Source organism: Devosia aquimaris (assembly GCF_020169335.1).
In the GTDB taxonomy this organism is placed as follows: domain Bacteria; phylum Pseudomonadota; class Alphaproteobacteria; order Rhizobiales; family Devosiaceae; genus Devosia; species Devosia aquimaris.
Genome location: NZ_JAIEZN010000001.1, coordinates 1831824 through 1850182, shown reverse-complemented (window position 1 = coordinate 1850182; position 18359 = coordinate 1831824). Strand labels below are relative to the sequence as shown.

Sequence of the window (18359 nt, the reverse complement as noted above, 5' to 3'; positions counted from 1 at the left end):
TGAATGCCAAGATGGCGACTGTCGCTTCCATCGGCAAGTGCCGATGAAAAGAAAATGTGCCGGACCGTGCGGGGCAAAGAGAAGGCCAGAGCCGGCTGAAAAGACGATGGCGGCCCGTTGGGGCCGCCATGCAGGGTGGGTCTGGCTGGCTGTGCCGCCAGTCGATCCAGTCTAGGTGCCAAACCGACGCGCGGGCGCCGATTCCGAGCGTGTCGCTGCCGTGGCGCTCGTGCGATTTGCGTGCTTGCCGGACGGCGGCTCCACAACGAAGACGGCAACGATCTGGTCGAGGTCATTGGCCTGGGATTCGGTCTGCTCGATGGCGGCGTTGGTTTCTTCAACGAGCGCCGCATTGTGCTGGGTCATCTCGTCCATCTGGCGGATGGCGGTCGAGACCTCTCGAATTGCGCCGGACTGTTCCTGGCTGGCCCGCGCGATGTCGTTGACGATGCGCGTATTCTCCTGAACCTCGGTGAGAATGGAGACCAACCGGTCCGCGGCATCAGAGACCAGGCGAGAGCCGTCGCTCACTTCATTGGCCGATTGCTCGATGAGCACTTTGACCTCGGCAGAAGCGTTGGCGGCGCTTTGAGCCAGGCGACGCACTTCGACGGCCACAACGGCAAAGCCCTTGCCGGCATCGCCGGCGCGGGCCGCTTCCACCGACGCGTTGAGCGCCAGCAGATTGGTCTGGAAGGCGATGTCGTCGATCATACCGATGATGTTGGAGATCTTGGCTGACGAGTTGGTGATGCGCTCCATTGCCAGGTTGGCGTCAGACATGACCTTGCCGCCCTGTTCGGCGCTGCTGGCCACTGTCTCGGCCTTGCCTCGGGCCACGTCCGCGCGTTCCGCATTTGCGATCACGGTGCTGGCCAGTTGCTCCATTGCCGCTGACGTCTCCTCGATGGCGGCAGCCTGGCGCGTGGTGCGTTCGGCCAGATCATTGGCGCCTGACAGGATTTCACCCGTTGCCTGCTTGAGCGAGCCCGATGTGGCGCGCAGCTTCGAGACCACGTCGGCAAAGCGTTCGAGCGAGTTGTTGTAGGCCATACGAAGATCCTCGTAGGTGCCCGGGAAGCGCTCGGTGATGCGGTAGCTCAGATTGCCGTCGGCCAGCTGCGCCAGCCCGCGGCCGAGCGATTCAACCACGACGCGCTGTTCTTCGGCGGTCTGCAGACGCTCGGATTCGGTGCGATTTCGCTCCTGTTCGCCGAGCAGGCGCTGCTGTTCAGCTTCTGCGTGCTGGCGGGCCGTGGTGACTTCCAGCACGCGGCCATGGGCGAGTTTGTGGCGGAAGGCCTCGAGCGCGACGGCGACGGCGCCGATTTCGTCCGATCGTCCCTGGCCGGCTATGGCTTCATCCAGTTGGCCGTCGGACAGGCGTCCAACCTCGCGCAGCAGGGAGCCCATGGGCTGCTGGACAAACATGCGGATGGCCAGGAACAGCGCGATCATGACGGCGGCGAGAATGACCAGCCCGCCAGCGACGAGCACCAGGGTCTGTTCGTCGACCACCGTGGAGATCACCGATACGGGCACATCTTCGACAATAGCCCAGTTGGCGTTGAGGCCGGGCAGGGCAAATGGATGGATCAGGCGATAGACCATCTGGCCATCGGCGCCGGTCACATCCTTGAGAATGGCGGTCTTGCCCTCGGAGAGCGCGGCCGAAACGGCCTGGGATTGTGCCGACGGCGCAGCCGTTCCCACGGTGTCGTCATAGTCCTTGAGCAGCATGTCTTCCTGCGGCGCGGCGAGCCATTTGCCGCCAGCGGACATGAGATAGACACTGCCGGTATCGAAAGGACGCTGTTCCTTGACCAGATTTGAAAGGCTGTCGAGGCCGACGTCGACACCCACGACGCCACGCAGCTGGCCGCTCACCAGGATTGGCTGAATGATGCTCATCATCAGCATGCCGCCGACAGTGTCTTCGGCATAGGGCTCGGTCACGCCGCTCTTGAGGGTGCGAGCAACGTCGGCATAAAAGGCCTCATCGTAGCTGACCACATCGGGGACAATCAGGGACAGGCCCGAATCCGATCGCGTCCAATAGGGGGTGAACTGGCCGGTCGCATTGGTGCCAAGCGTTTCGTCGGCCGTGGCGGTGCTGGGCACCCCATCGAGCCCCTCGGGCGCTTCGAGGGCCCAGGCGCCAAACACGGAGTCGAACTTTTCGATCTGCGGCTTGAGAATCTGGACGATGCCGGCGCGATCAATGGTCCCGCTGGCAAGGCCGGTCTCGATGGTTCCGGCCAGGGCACGGGTCGATCCCGACAGAAGACCAATCTCGGTATTGAGCGCCATGGCGTTCGCGGCAGCGTCGGTGCGGGCCTGGTCCAGAATCAGAGACTCGGCCTTGTCGCGGACCTGGAGTGTCACCACCAGGAAGGTGGATGCCAGCAGTGTGCTGATCGCCAGGGCGCTGACAGCCAGTAGTTTGACGGCAATAGGCCGTTTAAGTGTTGCTGCCATTGAATTCTCAACTTTCCACTGCACGGGGGACGCAGTTCCGGCAACACGTCAGATCTGGACGCCGGGCTGTTTTGACCATTGATTAGTACTACTCTAGAATTAATGAAGGTTTGTTTTCCGGCCGTTTGCCACGCTGATCGGCGTCTTTAGGCTGCTCGATCATCTCCCCGGCTGGCTGCCGCGTGCCCTTGTCTTGCTACGCAGCGGCCTGTCCCTGCCGCCTCGGCCGCGAAAAATCGCTTGCATCGAACCGTACCGTACGGTACGGCAGAGAACGAATTCCGCCGAAACCGTTCGGTATAGCAGGCAAGGACGCGCCGTGGCCCTGACCATCAAGGTCAACGAAGAGACGTTTACGCCCCGGCAGCAGGCAGTGCTGACGGCGGCGCTGGACCTGCTCGTCGAAAATGGCGACGGCCTGACCATGACGGCCGTGGCGCGGCGCGCCTCGTGCAGCAAGGAAACGCTCTACAAATGGTTCGGTGATCGCGACGGGCTGCTGACCGCCACGGTGCAATGGCAGGCGGCCAAAGTGCGCATGCCGCAGGTTGATCGCAGCGGGCTCAATGCCAAGACGCTGCGCGCCAGCATCGAGCAATTCGCCCGCGACCTGCTCACCGTCATCACCGGGGAAGTCTCCATCACGCTCAACCGCACGGCCGTGACCCACGCCGCCCAGGAAAAGGACAGCCTGGGCATGATCGTGCTGGAAAACGGTCCGCTGGCCATTCGCCGCCGGCTCAAGCCGATTCTGGAAGCCGGACGCGATGCGCGCCTGTTGCGCTTCACCAGCAGCGAAGACGCGTATCGCACCTTCTTCGGCCTGGTGGTGCGCGATGTGCAGATCCGCCTGTTGCTGGGCGACAAGGCGCTGACGCAGGCCAATGTCACCGACAATATCGAAGCGGACGTCAAGGCCGCGACCGATCAGTTCTTTGCCCTTTACGGGGCGAAAGCCACACAAGCATAACCGCATTTCAAGGGAGCAACCCATGCGCGTCTATTACGATCGTGATGCCGATCTCAACATCATCAAGTCCAAGAAGGTCGCCATCGTCGGCTACGGCAGCCAGGGCCATGCCCATGTGCTGAACCTGCGCGACTCTGGCGTCACCGACGTCGTGGTGGCCCTGCGTCCGGGTTCCCCGTCGGCCAAGAAGGCCGAGGGTGAAGGCCTCAAGGTGATGAGCGTCGCCGATGCCTCCAAGTGGGCCGACGTCATCATGATGCTGACCCCTGACGAGCTGCAGGCCGACATCTACAAGCAGCACATCGAGCCCAATATCCGTGATGGCGCTGCCCTGGCGTTCGCGCATGGCCTGAACGTGCACTTCAACCTGATCGAGCCCAAGTCGACCGTCGACGTGATCATGATCGCCCCCAAGGGCCCGGGCCACACCGTGCGCGGCGAATACCAGAAGGGTGGCGGTGTGCCGTGCCTGATCGCCGTGCACCAGGACGCATCGGGCAATGCCCATGACATCGCGCTGGCCTATGCCTCGGGCGTTGGCGGTGGCCGTTCGGGCGTCATCGAGACCAATTTCCGCGAAGAATGCGAAACCGACCTGTTCGGCGAGCAGGCCGTGCTCTGCGGCGGTCTGGTCGAGCTGATCCGTGCTGGCTTCGAGACGCTGGTGGAAGCCGGCTATGCGCCCGAAATGGCCTATTTCGAGTGCCTGCACGAAGTGAAGCTCATCGTCGACCTGATCTACCAGGGCGGCATTGCCAACATGAACTACTCGATCTCCAACACCGCTGAGTGGGGCGAGTATGTCACCGGTCCGCGCATCATCACCTCGGAAACCAAGGCCGAGATGAAGCGCGTGCTGCACGACATCCAGTCAGGCAAGTTCACCAGCGAGTGGATGCAGGAAATCAAGTCGGGCGGCGCCCGCTTCAAGGCAACCCGTCGCCTGGCCGACGAGCATGCCATCGAGGAAGTCGGCGGCAAGCTGCGCGACATGATGCCCTGGATCAAGGCCGGCGCCCTGGTCAACAAAGAAAAGAACTAGGACTGACAGACAAGGCGGCCGGGGGAGACCCCGGCCGTTTTCATTTCTCCATGCAGATCACCCCCATCACCGCTGTCCATATCCGCCTGGTGCCAGGGGCATGGCCACTGCCGCCGGCCATGCGCGCCGACGTGCCGGCTTTTTGGGCCGAGGCCGTGGCAGCCAACCCGCATCTCTGGGACGGGCGTGTGCTGGGGCTGTCGCCCGTTGGCTCCGGGCCCATGATCGACCCTCAGGGCGTGTTGCGCGCCGAGGCGCGGGAAGATGGCTATTCGGCCCTGATGACCTGGCGGCGGCATGGCTTTGCCGACTTCGGCCTGCGCCATGCCTTTGGCTGTGCGCTGATCGTTTCGTCCGATGGCGCGCTGATCTATGGCGTGATGGGTGGCGACACGGCCAATGCCGGCCGCGTCTATCCGCCGGGCGGCTCGCTGGAGCCGCGCGATGTGCGGCCCGACGGCAGCGTTGACGCGCTCAACTGCATCGCGCTGGAACTGGACGAAGAAACCGGGCTCACTGTCGCGGAGGCCCGCGGTGGCCAGCTCTACGCGGTCGAGCAGGGCACGCTGATCTCGCTGATCAAGGTGCTGCATTTCCCGGAAGCGGCCGAGGATCTGGTCGCTCGCATCCGTGTCAATCTCGATGCCCAGGCGCATCGTGAGCTTGCCGATGTCGTGGTCGTCCACAGCCATGCCGATGCCGTGCGCCTGGGTGCCGTGCCCTATGCCCAGGCCGTGGCGGCTGCCTTCGAGGCCGGCAGCCTGAGCTGATCGCCGCTTTCGGCTGCTGGGGCTGCCTCGATCACACTTGTGCGGTCCGCCTCGCTTGGCGCTTTCCTTAAACTGCTGTGACGACTAGACTTGGCTGGTCTCGACAAGTCCTGGCTTCTTCCATTCGTGGGTGACCAAAGACGATGACCAAGCGAATTTTCCGCCTGTATTTGATCAAACCCTCGCACTACGACGATGACGGCTATGTCATCCAGTGGTGGCGATCGCCCATTCCGTCCAATTCATTGGCCGCCGTCTATGGTCTGGCGCGCGACTGTATTGCGCGGCAAGTGCTTGGTCCGGATGTGCAATTTGATGTGCAGGTGATTGACGAGACCAATACCGAGGTGCATGTGGGCCGCATCGCGGCGCAGATCGAGGCTGCCGATGCCGGCATGGTCATGCTGGTGGGTGTGCAGTCCAATCAGTTTCCCCGCGCGCTGGATATTGCGCGGCCGCTGCGGGCGCGCGGCCTTCAGGTGGGCATCGGAGGCTTCCATGTCTCGGGCGTCATCTCCATGCTCAATGGCGAGGACGAGCGGTTCAAGGAGGCGCAGGCCCTGGGTATTTCAATGTTCGCGGGCGAAGCCGAGGGGCGGCTGGAAGCAGTTCTGCGCGATGCCAATGTCGGCACGCTGCAGCCGCTCTATAATTTCATGAATGATCTGCCGGGCATTGAGGATACGCCGGTGCCGTTCCTGCCGGCCAATCACGTCGGCAAGACGGCCTATAACCTCACCAGCTTCGATGCCGGGCGGGGGTGTCCCTATCAGTGCAGCTTCTGCACCATCATCAATGTGCAGGGGCGCAAGTCGCGCCGCCGCTCACCCGATGATGTCGAGAAAATCGTGCGGGACAATCTGGCCCAGGGCGTGCGCCGATTCTTCATCACCGATGACAATTTTGCCCGCAACAAGGATTGGGAGCCCATTCTCGATCGGTTGATTGCCATGCGCGAGGGCGAGAAGCTCGATTTCAACTTCATCATCCAGGTCGATACGCTCTGCCACAAAATCGAGAACTTCGTCGAAAAATGCGCCCGGGCAGGGGTCAAGCGCGTGTTCATCGGGCTGGAGAATGTCAATCCGGCCAATCTGATGGGCGCCAAGAAGCGGCAGAACAAGATCACCGAATATCGCACCATGCTGCTGGCCTGGAAGGCGCAGCATGTCATCACCTATGCCGGCTATATCCTGGGCTTTCCCGGCGATACGCCCGAGCGCATCGCCCATGACATCGAAGTGATCCAGCGCGAGCTGCCGGTAGACCTCTTGGAATTCTTCTTCCTCACGCCACTGCCCGGTTCGGAGGATCACCAGAAGCTGCATCGCTCGGGCGTGGCCATGGATGAGGACCTCAACCGCTATGACCTCAACCATGTCACCACCGCCCATCCGCTGATGAGCCGGGCGGAATGGGAGAAGGTCTATGCCGATGCCTGGATGCAGTATTACACGCCGGCCCATGTCGAGACGATCATGCGGCGGGCGGCGGTCACCGGCATATCGACGGCCAATATCCTGCTGTTGGTGACGTGGTTCGTTGGTTCCGTGACCATCGAGGGCGTGCATCCGCTCGAGGGCGGTGGCGTGCGGCGCAAATATCGCCATGCGCGGCGCCCGGAACTGGGGCTGGAAAGTCCGCTGGTGTTCTATCCGCGGTATTGGGCCGAGACGGTGGGCAAGGTCTTTGCCTGGGCTGCGCTCTACTTGAAGTTCGGCATGGTGCTGCGCCGGGTCGACAAGGATCCGGCCAAGGCCAGCTATACCGATGTGGCGCTGACGCCGGTGAGTGAGCAGGAGGAGGCGCTCGAAATGTTCCAGTCCAGCGACGCCCAGGCCTGGCTCAAGCAGGAAAAGCGCCTTGATCGCGTCCGGCATGGCGAAGACATGCCGGAATCAACGCCCTAGGCGCGATTGCATCTCGGCCCTTCTGATGCAGCCGAACTTGGTCTAGAAGCGATGCAGACCAAGGCGCAAAAGAATGGAGAGGGGCGAAATGAGTCTGCCGGATTTTCCCGTCGAAGGCGGCTGCCAATGTGGCGCGGTGCGCTATCGGCTCAAGGCCAGCCCGTTATCCGTCTATAATTGCCATTGCAAGGATTGCCAGCGCTTCTCTGGCGCGGCCTGGTCCATGTCGATGATCGTGCGCGACGCCGACTTCGAGGCCTCGGGCGAAGTGGAAACCTATGACCGCAAGGCCGACAGCGGCAATGTCATCGCCATGCACTTCTGCGCCAATTGCCACGGCTGGCTGTGGAACACGCCGCCGGCGCCGGGCATCAAGGTGGTTCGGGCTGGCACGCTCGATGACCTGAACTGGGCGCCGCCTGTGGGCAATATCTGGACCGACAGCAAGGCCGCCTGGGTCGACATCGATCAGAGCCTCGTCAATTTCCCCAAGGGCGCAGTGGATCGTACGCCGCTGTTTGACGCCTGGACCGCACTCAACAGCAAGGACGCATGACTATGGCCGTGGCGGACGATATCGCGCTCGTCAAGAAGCAGGAACTGGCGCTCGAACTCTCGCGTTTCGATGAGGATGTGGCCTTTGAGATCGGGTCGGCCATCCGTTCCCGGGCGCTGGCCGAGGGCATGGGCATTGTGATCGACCTGCGCACTTGGGACCGGCAGGTGTTCTTTGCTGCCACGGCCAATACCAGTGCCGACAATGCCGAATGGGTTCGGCGCAAGATCAACACCGTGCGGCGCTACCAGCGCGCCAGCTATCGCATGGTGCTCGAGCGCGGCGAGGGCCCGTTCACGCCGCAGTCGGGCGCTGATCCGGCGGACTTTGTCATTGCCGGCGGGGGCTTTCCCATTCGTGTCAAAGGTGCCGGCATCATTGGTGCGCTCACCATCTCAGGCCTGCCGGGGCGAAGCGATCATGCCGTGGCTGTTGATGCCCTGTGCGATCACCTCGGGCTGGCCCGTGCCGACTATGCCTTGCCGCTTGAGTAGGGGGCGGATGTGAAACTCAACTATATGCTGCTCGATGTCTTCACTCGCGAGCGGCTCAAGGGTAACCCGCTGGCCGTTGTGCCCAAGGCCGATGGACTGCTCGACGACGAGATGCAGGCCATTGCCCGCGAGTTCAACCTCAGCGAGACGGTGTTTCTGTTCAAGCCTGCCTCGGAACGCAATACGGCGGCGGTGCGTATCTTCACACCCTATCAGGAGCTTCCTTTTGCCGGCCATCCCACCGTGGGGGCGGCCGTGGTGCTTGGCCTGCAGCGCAAGGCCAGTGCCGTTCGCATGGAAGAAAAGGTCGGGCTGATCACGGCCCTGTTTGAAAAGGTCGACCGGCGCTCGGGCGAAGCGCGCTTTGCGCTGCCGCGGCTGCCCCAGCGCATCGCCGAATTCAAGGACCGACTGGCCATCGCCCAGGCGCTGGGCATCGAGCCGGAAGACATTGGTTGCGCCGGTTACCAGCCCGCGGTGTTCTCGGCGGGCGTCACATTCCATCTCGTTCCCGTGCGCGACGCCGCCGTGCTGCGGCGCATCCAGCTCAACCGGGCGCGCTGGGACAGTGTATTCCACCACGACCACAACTCGGCCTATGTCTTCACGCTGACGCCCGACGAGCCGGACAACGACCTGGCCGCCCGCATGTTCGGCATGGGCGTGGGCGAAGACCCGGGCACGGGCTCGGCCGCTGCGGCGCTCATTGGCCTGTTGGCCGAACAGGCCCCACTCGCCAATGGACAGGCCGATTTCGTGCTGCGTCAGGGCGTCGAAATGGGGCGGCCCTGCCGGATCATGCTGCAGTTGCGCAAGGAAGATGATGTGCTCGTGCACGGCAGCATTGGCGGCGATGCCATCGTGCTGGGCGAGGGCGTGCTCGATTTTGACGACTGACTGCACACCAAAAAATCATCTTGTGCTGCGCGCGGGCTTGCATGGCAGTCCCGATTGGCGCATTCTGCAGCAACATCAGGACGAAACCCATGCAGCGCAAGCGCGCCAAAGCCATTGCCATCAGCCAGCGCGACGCCCTTCGGGCGCGCATGATGATTGCTGCCGGCCTGCTGCTGCTGCCCGCGGCCCTGCTCCTCCTTCTTATCAGCCCCTGATCACCGGCAGCTCGTTGAAACGAGCGGGTCGTCAGGGGATTACGCCACATGCCGAACAGCAAATGTCCGGCCTCTGAGAGCTTTGCTCTGGGCCGATGATAGGAACACCATCAATGTCTGCCACCACCGATTCCAACAAAGACCGCATCTTCATCTTTGACACCACGCTGCGCGACGGCGAGCAGTCGCCCGGCGCGACCATGACGCTGGAAGAAAAGCTGCAGGTTGCCGAGACGCTCGACGACATGGGCGTCGACATCATCGAAGCCGGCTTCCCCATCGCATCCAATGGCGACTTCGAGGCCGTGGTGGCCGTGGCCAAGCAGGTCAAGCGCGCCACCGTCGCGGGCCTGGCCCGTGCGATCAGCGCCGACATCGACCGGGCCGGCGAGGCCGTGCGCCATGCCCAGCGCGGCCGCATCCACACTTTCGTCTCCACCTCGCCCATCCATCTGGCCCACCAGATGAAAAAGACCGAGGACGAGGTCATCGAGATCATCGCCCGCACGGTCGCCCAGGCGCGCAATCTGATCGACGATGTCGAATGGTCGGCGATGGACGCCACCCGCACGCCGCTGGAGTTCCTCAAGCGCTGCGTCGAGACGGCCATCAAGGCTGGCGCCACCACCATCAATCTGCCCGATACGGTGGGTTATGCTGTGCCCGACGAGCATGAGAACATGTTCCGCACCATCATCACGTCGGTGCCGGGCGCCGACAAGGCGATCTTCTCGGCCCATTGCCACAATGACCTGGGCCTGGCCGTCGCCAATTCACTGGCCGCCGTGCGCGGTGGTGCGCGCCAGGTGGAGTGCACCATCAATGGCCTGGGCGAGCGCGCCGGCAATGCCGCACTCGAAGAGGTGGTGATGGCGCTGCGCACGCGTGGCGACGTCATGCCCTATCACACCGAGATCGAGACCACCCATCTGGCCCGCGCCAGCAAGATCGTTTCGGCGGCGGCCAATTTCCCGGTGCAGTACAACAAGGCCATCGTGGGCAAGAACGCCTTCGCCCATGAGAGCGGCATCCATCAGGACGGCATGCTCAAGAACGCCGAGACCTATGAGATCATGACGCCGGCCAGCGTGGGCATCAAGGAAACCACCCTGGTGATGGGCAAGCATTCCGGCCGCGCCGCCTTCAAGGACAAGCTCAAGGAGCTGGGCTACGAACTGGGCGACAATGCCTTCCAGGAAGCCTTTGTGCGCTTCAAGGATCTAGCTGACCGCAAGAAGCATGTCTATGACGCCGACATCGTGGCGCTGGTGGACGACGAGGTCGGCTCGGTCGGCGACCGCATCCGCCTGGTCGACATGCAGGTCGTGTCCAAGACCGGCGGCGTGCACAAGTGCGACATGACCCTGAGCATCGATGGCGAAGAAACGGCTGTCAGCTTTGAGGGCACCGGCTCGGTGGATGCCATCTTCAACGCCATCAAGGCCGGCGTCGGTCAGCAGCCGCATCTGGTGCTCTATGCGGTTGACGGCGTGACCGGCGGCACTGACGCGCAGGCCAGCGCGCATGTTCGCCTGGAGATGAACGGCCGGATCGTCTCGGGCAATGCTGCCGAGCCCGATACACTGGTGGCTTCGGCCCGCGCCTATCTCAACGCCTACAATCGCCTGCTGATCGAACGCGGCGCTTCGGCACAGGGTGCTCTCGCCGGCTAGGCTTGCCATGGACGGCGGGGCTGCTCATGTCGCCTTGTGACATGACTGCCTTGCCGGCATGGACCTTGCGCAGGCCGTGAGGCTGCGCCACCACTGCAGGGCGATGACAGAGAGAGCGCTTGCATGAGCTTGAAGGCCGAAGTGCGGGGCATGGCCACGGCCGGAATGCTGGCGTTTGCCATGGTGCTCTTGCTGGTGAGCGTGCCGCGCGGCATTCCGGGCGTCGACCTGCTGCAGAGCCTGCGCTTCCACATTGCCGCATTGGGTGTTCCGCTGGTGGCGGTGTTGCTGGTGACCGGTGGTCGCTGGCGCGCTCTGGTGGTGGTGGTGCTGATGCTGGCCAGCGTCGGGCAGGGACTGGTGCCGATCCTTGATGGCTACCAGCGCCGCGACGCGGTGACGGGCGATGTGCTGGCCCGGCTCAAGGTGATCAGTTTCAACGTGCTCACCGGCAATCTCAAGGGACGCGCCGCCGCGGACTATATCATCGGCCAGGCGCCCGACATTGCCGTGGTGATGGAGACCCCAGGCATCGAGGCCTATCTGGACGATATTGCCAAGGTTCTGCCCTACAGGGTGGGCTGCGAGCGCCGACGCACCTGCGACCTCACCATCTTCTCGCGCGTGCCGATCGAAGAGCCGCAGATGCTGCTGATGCCGCCGTTTCAACGCGAGAGGCTGGCGGTGGCTCACGTCAGCTTTGAGGGGGTGCCCCTGACGGTGGTTGGCGCCCATCTCTCCAAGCCCTATTTCGACGAGGCGGCATGGATGGAGCTGCAGAGCGTTCATGCCGTGCTGAACGGGATTGAGGGCCGCGTCCTGGTCTCTGGCGATTTCAATGCCGCAGCTTGGTCAGACGAAATCGCGCAGTTCAGTCAAGGCGCGGACCTGGTGCCGCCGCCCTGGCATCCGGGCACCTGGCCGGTGCGTCTGGGCGCCCTGGGCGTGCCGATCGACAACATGTTCACCCGCGGCAGCATTCTGATCGACGCCATCGATTCCCCGGCCGACAGCTTTGGTTCCAATCACCGGGCGCTCCGCGCCGAAGTCAGCCTGCGGGCGGGGTCCTAGCGGCCGCGATGGCCAGCGGCAATTGCTCGGCCAGCAGGTCAAGCGCGGCGGGCAGACCGGCGCTGATGCGAATACAGTGATCCAGGCCCGGCGTGCCCGGCTTGCGGATGAACACGCCCCTTTCGGCCAGTCCCGTCAGGATGCGCTGGGCAAAGCCGGCATCACTGCGGCAGTCGATGGCGACGAAGTTGGTCGCTGAGGGCAGGGGGTGGAGGCCATTGTCTTGGGCGATGCCGGCGATGCGCGCCTTGGCCGCATTGGTCTGTGCGATGACGCTGTTGAGATGATCGGTGTCCGCCAGCGCCGCGATTGCGCCGGCCTGGGCCACCGAACTCACCCCGAAATGGTCGCGCACGCGCTCGAAGGCCCGGATGGTCTGCCGCTCGCCAAAGGCGTAGCCGACGCGCATGCCGGCCATGCCATAGGCCTTGGAGAAGGTGCGCATGCGCAGCAGATTGGGCCGGCTGGTATCGATGGGCGGCATCGTGCCCTGGGGCGCCAGCTCGCCATAGGCCTCGTCGAGCACGATCAGCGTGGTTGCCGGAACGCTGTCGATGAAGCGTTCCACCGCTTCGGCGGGCCAGGCGCTGCCCATGGGATTGTCGGGATTGGCAAGATAGACCATCGCCGCGTCGTTCTCCCGCGCCAGGCGCGCCAGGGCGTCCACGTCCTCGTAGTATTCGCGATAGGGCGCGGTCACCATGCGGGTGCCATAGCCCACCAGATGGTAGTTGAAGGTCGGGTAGCCGCCCAGCGAGGTGACCACCACATCGCCCGGCGCTGCATAGAGGCGCACCGTCAGGCCAAGCAGCGCATCCACGCCGGGGCCCGCCACCACCTCATCGGCTGCGATGCCAAGATGGCGGGCGATGGCCACGCGCAGGTCATGACATTCCGGATCGCCATATTTCCAGCTGTGGTCGATCGCGTCGGCAATCACCTGCCGGGTCGATTCGGCGATGCCGAATGGGCTCTCATTGGCGCCGAGTCGGGCCTGGAACGGGGTCCCCAGCCGGCGTTCGATGGCTTCGGGGCCGGTGAAGGGCACGGTTTCGGGAACGGCATCGGCAATAGGGGCCAGGCGGGGGCGCAACATGGGCAGGACTCGCGACAACGTCCGGCCATCGTAACTGCATTCCCGCCATGCGCCAGCCGCATTCGGCAGGCGGTCGCTCTGTTAATGAAGACGTTGAAGCCATTGGCCTCAAACCCGCGCTCCCACAGTTATACACAGCGTCTGCGCGCTTGACGCGGGCCAGACCTCAGGTGACGTGGGGCTTTGCGGAGAGCACTTGAATGGGCGGCATTTGACTTAAATGCGCGCCGCGCCGGCAACTTTCCGAAAGGCATGCGGGCGCAGTCTGGCGGCGCGTCTTACCCGGGACGTTTCCACTTACAAGCCGTTTTCAAGGAGACATTTGATATGCCGCCAACCTACCTTCTTGCGCGCGATCATCTCGAGCGCGCCGCAGCTTTGCTGCGGGGAGACGATGGCCGGGCGCGCCAGGTGCTGTACATCATCGAGAGGACCATCAACCTGATGGACGACATGTTGCCGGAACCCCGTGCCCGCAAGAGCAATGTGCTGGACTTTGAAGCCTTCAAGGAAAGCCGCGCACAAATGAAATGACTGCCCCTCCGCGCCAGGCACGTGACGCCGACGCGGGGCTATGGACTATCCGCGCCACCCTGTGGCGCTTGTTTTTTGGTTGGACACTAAAAGTTTTAGCGCCTCTCGCCCTAGGAATTCCGGGCTTTGCCCGAGTTTGTGCACCTCAGTTTTCGGGAAAGTTTGCACAAGCGCTAGACAGCGCAGAATCCCTTTGGTAGAGAGGCGCCACTTTGGAAGCCCAAGCACTGGGCGAGTAGCTCAGCTGGTAGAGCAGACGACTCTTAATCGTCGGGTCCACGGTTCGAATCCGTGCTCGCCCACCAAAGTTTCCCTTCCTTCAGATCGCAAAATGCAGCGCTTGCCATGTGGCCGGCGAGCGCGTTTGCGTGCCGGACGCATCGGCGGGCTGTCGCTCACACACGGTTGCCAATAGCGCCGCTCGTCAGTCTGTCACCAAGCTGTCAGATCGGGCCGAAACGCCCATAAATGCTAAGTTTTTTGACGTATTTCTGTCCCGCGCGCTTTTCACCGCCACAGTGTCGGTCTATAGGCGGGCGGTAGTTTCCGTTGTCCGCGAGGCCCGTGATGTTCGGCATCGATCCCAGCTTTCTCACATCGCTTGTGCAGGTGATCCTGATCGACCTGGTGCTGGCCGGCGACAATGCCGTTGTCATCGGCATGGCGGCGGCAGGGCTTGCCTCGGATGTGCGTCGCCGGGCCATTCTCATCGGCATTCTGGCGGCGACGGTGCTGCGCATCTTCTTTGCGCTGATCACCACCCAGTTGCTGGCGCTTGGCGGTGGTCTGCTGATCGCCGGTGGCGTGCTGCTGTTCTACGTCTGCTGGAAGATGTATCGCGAGCTCACGACCTCGGAAGACGATACGCACAACGCGCAGGAGGCGTTGGAAAACTCCGACACCAATGCTGATGGCACCATCAGCGGCACGGCCCCGCGCAAGACCCTGCGCCAGGCGATCATCCAGATCATCATTGCCGACGTTTCGATGTCGCTGGACAATGTTCTGGCCGTGGCCGGCGCGGCGCAGCACCATTTCGAGGCCCTGGTGATCGGCCTGGCCCTGTCGGTGGTCATGATGGGCGTTGCCGCCAGCTTTATCGCCGGCCTGCTGCACCGCTTCCGCTGGATCGCCTGGGTGGGCCTGGTCATCATCCTGTTTGTGGCGCTGCGCATGGCGCTCGAGGGGCTGGGCGCGTTCGTGCCGCTGCCCGATATCCCGCTGCTCTACACAAATCACGTCGCTGCCGCTGCGCATTAGTCTTTGGTAACCACGGGTGCAGTTTTGTGCTGCACCAGCCTGATGCATAGGGATTTGCACACCACCGGGGTTTAGGTTTCCGCTCAATGTCTCAGCGGAAAATCACCATGTCTTTGACCGAAGATCGCCCCAGCCAGACTGCGCCTGCTTTTGTGGATGTGGGGCAGGGTGGCGTGCCATTGGTGCACCGGTTGACCACGCGGATCGTCTCGGGGCCGGAGTGGGACCGGACCATCGCCGATTTCGACGAAGTCTGCCAGGAACAGCTCTATGCCTTTGCGGTGACGCGCTGGCCGTCGGTCCAGCATGAGCCGATGCTGTTCCTGCTCGACAGCGAGGTTGTGGGCGGCTCGCTCATGATGGTGCAGCCGTTGCCGCTGCGCCTGGGCAAGATCGCGGTCTCCAAGTGGGGGCCGATGCGCAAGGATATCTCTCGCCCCGACGCCGGCGCCATCTACACCGGCATGGTCGAGGCGCTGATGGCGGACTATGCCGACGCCCGTGGCCAGATGATTTCGGTGTTGCCGGCCGCCTCGATCACCAGCGTCAACGACGCCTGGGTTGTGCTGGACCAGCATGGGTTCAAGCCAGGCTCGCAGCTGCTCTTCCCCTCGCGCTATATCGTCAATCTCCGGCTCGATGATGCGGCGCAGCGCAAGAGCCTGCACCAGAAGTGGCGCTATCATCTCAACAAGTCTGAAAAGGCCGGTCTGAGCTTCGAGCATGCCGGACCCGAGCGGCTGGCGGAGTTCCAGACGCTCTATACGGCGATGACCGATCGCAAGCAGTTCTCCGACCATTCAGCCTATGACACGGTCGACGCGCTGATGGCGCTGGATGATCCGCTGCGCCCCGAGCTGTTCTTTGTCCGCCATGCGGGCGAGCTGGTCGCCGGCGCGCTGATCTTCAAGGCCGGCGACCGCGCCGTCTATCTCTACGGCGCCACCAATGACCAGGCATTGCCGCTGCGTGCCGGCTATTTCATGCACTGGCACATCATCCGCTGGCTGCGCGACAACACAAGGGCGACCTGGTACGATTTGGGCGGTACCGATGGCTTCCAGGGCCTGCACCAGTTCAAGAAGGGCATGGTCGGCGACGCCGGCGTGATCCAGCCGGTGCCGCCGGTGGCCAATTATGCCAGCCGTCCGCTCGCCTATGCGCTGGGGGCCGGTGCCTTTGCAGCACGCGATGCCATGCATCATCTGCGCCGCCAGTTCGATGGCTGGCGCAATCCCAAGTCACGCCCCACGCAGGTTCGTGGCGGCTCTGACCAGGTGGCCGAATGAGCATCCAGCGCCGGTTGGCCTCGCAGTCCAGCCTGATTTTTGCTGCCCGCCTGGGCGGCGCCGGCCTGGTATTCCTGGTGCAGGCGCTGATCGCCCGCATCTGGGGTCCGGAGCTGCTGGGCGAATATCTGCTGGTGATCGCCACGGTCAATCTGGTGGCGGTCGTGATGCCGCTGGGCTTTCACACCGTCGGGACCTATTTTGCTGCTGAATACCGCGCCCGCGGGGAACGCAAGCAGCTGATCGTTTTCCTCTCGCGCGCCTATGCGCATGTGCTGGCGACCACCGTGCTGCTGTTGCTCCTGGGGCCCTCGGTCATCGTGTTGCTCGATCTCAGGGGCACCGCGCTGGCCCAGCATTTCGTGCCGGTGGTGCTGCTCGCCTTCGGCACGGCCATGGTCTATGTCAACGGCGCGCTGCTGGTGGGCCTCAAGCGACCGCTGGCTGGCTTTTTTGCCGATACGCTGTTTCGCCCCATGATGCTGATTGTCACGTTCCTGGTGACCATGAGCTTTGCCACCCCGGTCGATGGCTTCAATGCCATGCTCTGGGGCGTCTCGGTCGGCTATGTGGCCATTGCCATCGTGCACTTCCTGTTCGTGCTGGCGACACTGCCGCGCCTGGCCGATACCGCGCCGGCTCGCGCCGGCGAGGCGCGCCGCTGGTGGCGCTTTGCCATGCCCTGGGTGCTGATTTCGCTGGCGACCGACTTCTTCTTCGATATCGACCTGCTGCTGCTCAGCCACAGCCTGAGCCATCAGGAACTGGCCATCTTCGGCGTCTGCACCCGCATCTTCTCGCTGATGTCGTTTGGCGTGGCGGCTGTCTATGCCGTGACCCTGCCGGACATGTTCGAGAGCGAGGCCAATGCCGATCGGGCCACCTTCAACCGCAAGGTGGGTGACGCCAATTTCGTCGCCAGCGTGTTGTCCATCGTGCTGTTCGTGCTGGTCACTCTGGGGGCGCCGCTGGCCCTGATGCTGTTCGGCCCGGCCTTTGCAGTGGGAGCGGCCCCGCTGGCCGTGCTCAGCCTGGCGCTGGTGGTCCGCTCGGTCATGGGCCCGGCCTCACTGGTGCTGTCCATCCACGACCGGCCCTACGCCAGCCTGCCTTCGGTGGGCCTGGGCATCGTGACCCTGATCGTGCTCAACGCCCTTCTGGTCCCCCATTGGGGGCTGATGGGCGCAGCGCTCAGCGCCATCGTTGCCATCACGCTGTGGTCAGTGGGTCTATGGTATGTCGCGTTGCGCACGGCCAAGATCGACGTGTCGATCATGCAATGGTTCCGCGTGCGCCGGGCGGCCGCCGTTCCGGCAGAATAGGACGCGGACTAGCGCGCCAGGGCGAGACGAACGCGGCGACGCAGCCTGTTGGCAATCCCGCCGCTCGTGCCCCGGTCATAGCCGGGCTCGACCTTGGTCAGCTTGTGCTCATAGAGCAGGTAGTCCTCGCCGAAGATATGCTGCTCCAGCGTCGCGGTGTGGGTGAACCCCATGCGGTTCATGATCGCGGCGGCGGCGTCATTGCCGGTCTTGGTATAGGTGGCGATCTTGTGGAAGCGCCCATTGTCCCAGTGGCTGATGAAGCTTCGCATGCCCCACAGGCCCAGCGTCGAGCGGCGGAACTCGGGCAGGACATAGCTCCAGTAGAGCCAGAGCGTGCCCAATTCCGGCCCGGACATCATGAAGGCGCCCATTTCGCCGTCGCGCTCGAGCACGAAGATATGGAAGGGGTCCGCGTCCACCAGGGCCGCCAGATAGTCCGGCGTCAGCCGCGCCATCTCATAGGCCTTGAACTCGGGCAAATAGTACGGGGAGGTCTCGATGGCCTCCATGAGCCGGGCATGCACCTTGGGAATATCGGCATAGGTCGCGCCGCGATAGGTCTGGACCTTGGCGGGGGCGGTTTGTTCGGTCGCTGTCGCCGTCGTGCTTTCGCTCATGCCCAGTCCCCTGAATGTCCTGAGTCGGAGCATAGCATTGCTTGTCCGGTCGCCGAAGGCGCCTTGTTGCGTGCAGTTAATGGCCTGATCGGGCGGCGGATTTGCCCGACTGCCCTATAAGTCGCATGGCGTGGCCCTTGCCCGGCGCGGGGGGGATCAGTA

General features: G+C 63.5%; 17 protein-coding genes and 1 tRNA gene. 15 read left to right on the top strand and 3 right to left on the bottom strand.

All coding sequences use genetic code 11. From position 1 onward, the window contains the following. Positions 1 to 171 precede the first annotated feature (171 nt). Complete coding sequence (locus tag K1177_RS08915) at positions 172 to 2478, bottom strand: methyl-accepting chemotaxis protein (RefSeq protein ID WP_224702942.1); 2307 nt, start codon at positions 2476 to 2478, stop codon at positions 172 to 174. Positions 2479 to 2797: 319 nt separating this feature from the next. On the opposite strand from K1177_RS08915, the gene K1177_RS08910 reads away from it, so the two are divergent. The 10 genes from K1177_RS08910 (at position 2798) to K1177_RS08870 (ending at position 12076) form a co-directional block, all read left to right on the top strand. Then, positions 2798 to 3448: a TetR/AcrR family transcriptional regulator gene (locus K1177_RS08910; RefSeq protein ID WP_224702941.1), complete on the top strand. Its 651-nt coding sequence runs from the start codon at positions 2798 to 2800 to the stop codon at positions 3446 to 3448. A gap of 22 nt (positions 3449 to 3470) precedes the next feature. Further along, positions 3471 to 4490: a ketol-acid reductoisomerase gene (ilvC, locus tag K1177_RS08905; RefSeq protein WP_224702940.1), complete on the top strand. Its 1020-nt coding sequence runs from the start codon at positions 3471 to 3473 to the stop codon at positions 4488 to 4490. A 50-nt stretch (positions 4491 to 4540) separates the two neighbouring features. Further along, on the top strand, positions 4541 to 5260 hold the full coding sequence (locus K1177_RS08900) for a hypothetical protein (protein WP_224702939.1): 720 nt from the start codon (positions 4541 to 4543) through the stop codon (positions 5258 to 5260). Between the two features lie 143 nt (positions 5261 to 5403). After that, positions 5404 to 7170: a B12-binding domain-containing radical SAM protein gene (locus tag K1177_RS08895; RefSeq protein WP_224702937.1), complete on the top strand. Its 1767-nt coding sequence runs from the start codon at positions 5404 to 5406 to the stop codon at positions 7168 to 7170. A gap of 88 nt (positions 7171 to 7258) precedes the next feature. Further along, on the top strand, positions 7259 to 7726 hold the full coding sequence (locus K1177_RS08890; protein ID WP_224702936.1) for a GFA family protein: 468 nt from the start codon (positions 7259 to 7261) through the stop codon (positions 7724 to 7726). Between the two features lie 2 nt (positions 7727 to 7728). Beyond that, positions 7729 to 8220, top strand: coding sequence for a heme-degrading domain-containing protein (locus K1177_RS08885; protein ID WP_224703719.1), 492 nt, complete (start codon positions 7729 to 7731; stop codon positions 8218 to 8220). A 9-nt stretch (positions 8221 to 8229) separates the two neighbouring features. Next, positions 8230 to 9117, top strand: a complete 888-nt coding sequence (locus tag K1177_RS08880; protein WP_224702935.1) for a PhzF family phenazine biosynthesis protein — start codon at positions 8230 to 8232, stop codon at positions 9115 to 9117. Positions 9118 to 9206: 89 nt separating this feature from the next. Further along, positions 9207 to 9332, top strand: a complete 126-nt coding sequence (locus K1177_RS18410) for a hypothetical protein (RefSeq protein ID WP_263574795.1) — start codon at positions 9207 to 9209, stop codon at positions 9330 to 9332. Positions 9333 to 9445: 113 nt separating this feature from the next. Further along, positions 9446 to 11005 carry a 2-isopropylmalate synthase gene (locus K1177_RS08875; protein WP_224702933.1) on the top strand — a complete coding sequence of 520 codons (1560 nt, stop codon included), beginning with the start codon at positions 9446 to 9448 and terminating at the stop codon, positions 11003 to 11005. 123 nt (positions 11006 to 11128) lie between these two features. Then, the gene (locus tag K1177_RS08870) at positions 11129 to 12076 is read left to right on the top strand and encodes an endonuclease/exonuclease/phosphatase family protein (protein ID WP_224702932.1); all 948 of its coding nucleotides are present in this window, start codon (positions 11129 to 11131) and stop codon (positions 12074 to 12076) included. Here the strand turns inward: K1177_RS08870 and K1177_RS08865 are convergent. Further along, complete coding sequence (locus tag K1177_RS08865; RefSeq protein WP_224702931.1) at positions 12054 to 13172, bottom strand: pyridoxal phosphate-dependent aminotransferase; 1119 nt, start codon at positions 13170 to 13172, stop codon at positions 12054 to 12056. The two genes, K1177_RS08870 and K1177_RS08865, sit on opposite strands and share 23 nt — an antisense overlap. 183 nt (positions 13173 to 13355) lie before the next feature. Here K1177_RS08865 and K1177_RS08860 point away from each other — a divergent pair, with 183 nt between their 5' ends. The 5 genes from K1177_RS08860 (at position 13356) to K1177_RS08840 (ending at position 17577) form a co-directional block, all read left to right on the top strand. Beyond that, positions 13356 to 13706, top strand: a complete 351-nt coding sequence (locus tag K1177_RS08860) for a hypothetical protein (RefSeq protein WP_224702930.1) — start codon at positions 13356 to 13358, stop codon at positions 13704 to 13706. 229 nt (positions 13707 to 13935) lie between these two features. Next, a tRNA-Lys gene (locus K1177_RS08855) sits at positions 13936 to 14011 on the top strand. 262 nt (positions 14012 to 14273) lie between these two features. Next, positions 14274 to 14966: a YjbE family putative metal transport protein gene (locus K1177_RS08850; RefSeq protein WP_224702928.1), complete on the top strand. Its 693-nt coding sequence runs from the start codon at positions 14274 to 14276 to the stop codon at positions 14964 to 14966. A 107-nt stretch (positions 14967 to 15073) separates the two neighbouring features. Beyond that, positions 15074 to 16255 carry a lipid II:glycine glycyltransferase FemX gene (locus K1177_RS08845; RefSeq protein ID WP_224702926.1) on the top strand — a complete coding sequence of 394 codons (1182 nt, stop codon included), beginning with the start codon at positions 15074 to 15076 and terminating at the stop codon, positions 16253 to 16255. Next, positions 16252 to 17577, top strand: a complete 1326-nt coding sequence (locus tag K1177_RS08840) for a lipopolysaccharide biosynthesis protein (RefSeq protein WP_224702925.1) — start codon at positions 16252 to 16254, stop codon at positions 17575 to 17577. Before K1177_RS08845 ends, K1177_RS08840 begins: the two co-directional genes overlap by 4 nt. A gap of 8 nt (positions 17578 to 17585) precedes the next feature. Here the strand turns inward: K1177_RS08840 and K1177_RS08835 are convergent, their stop codons facing one another. Further along, positions 17586 to 18197, bottom strand: a complete 612-nt coding sequence (locus K1177_RS08835) for a GNAT family N-acetyltransferase (RefSeq protein WP_224702923.1) — start codon at positions 18195 to 18197, stop codon at positions 17586 to 17588. Positions 18198 to 18359: the final 162 nt, after the last annotated feature.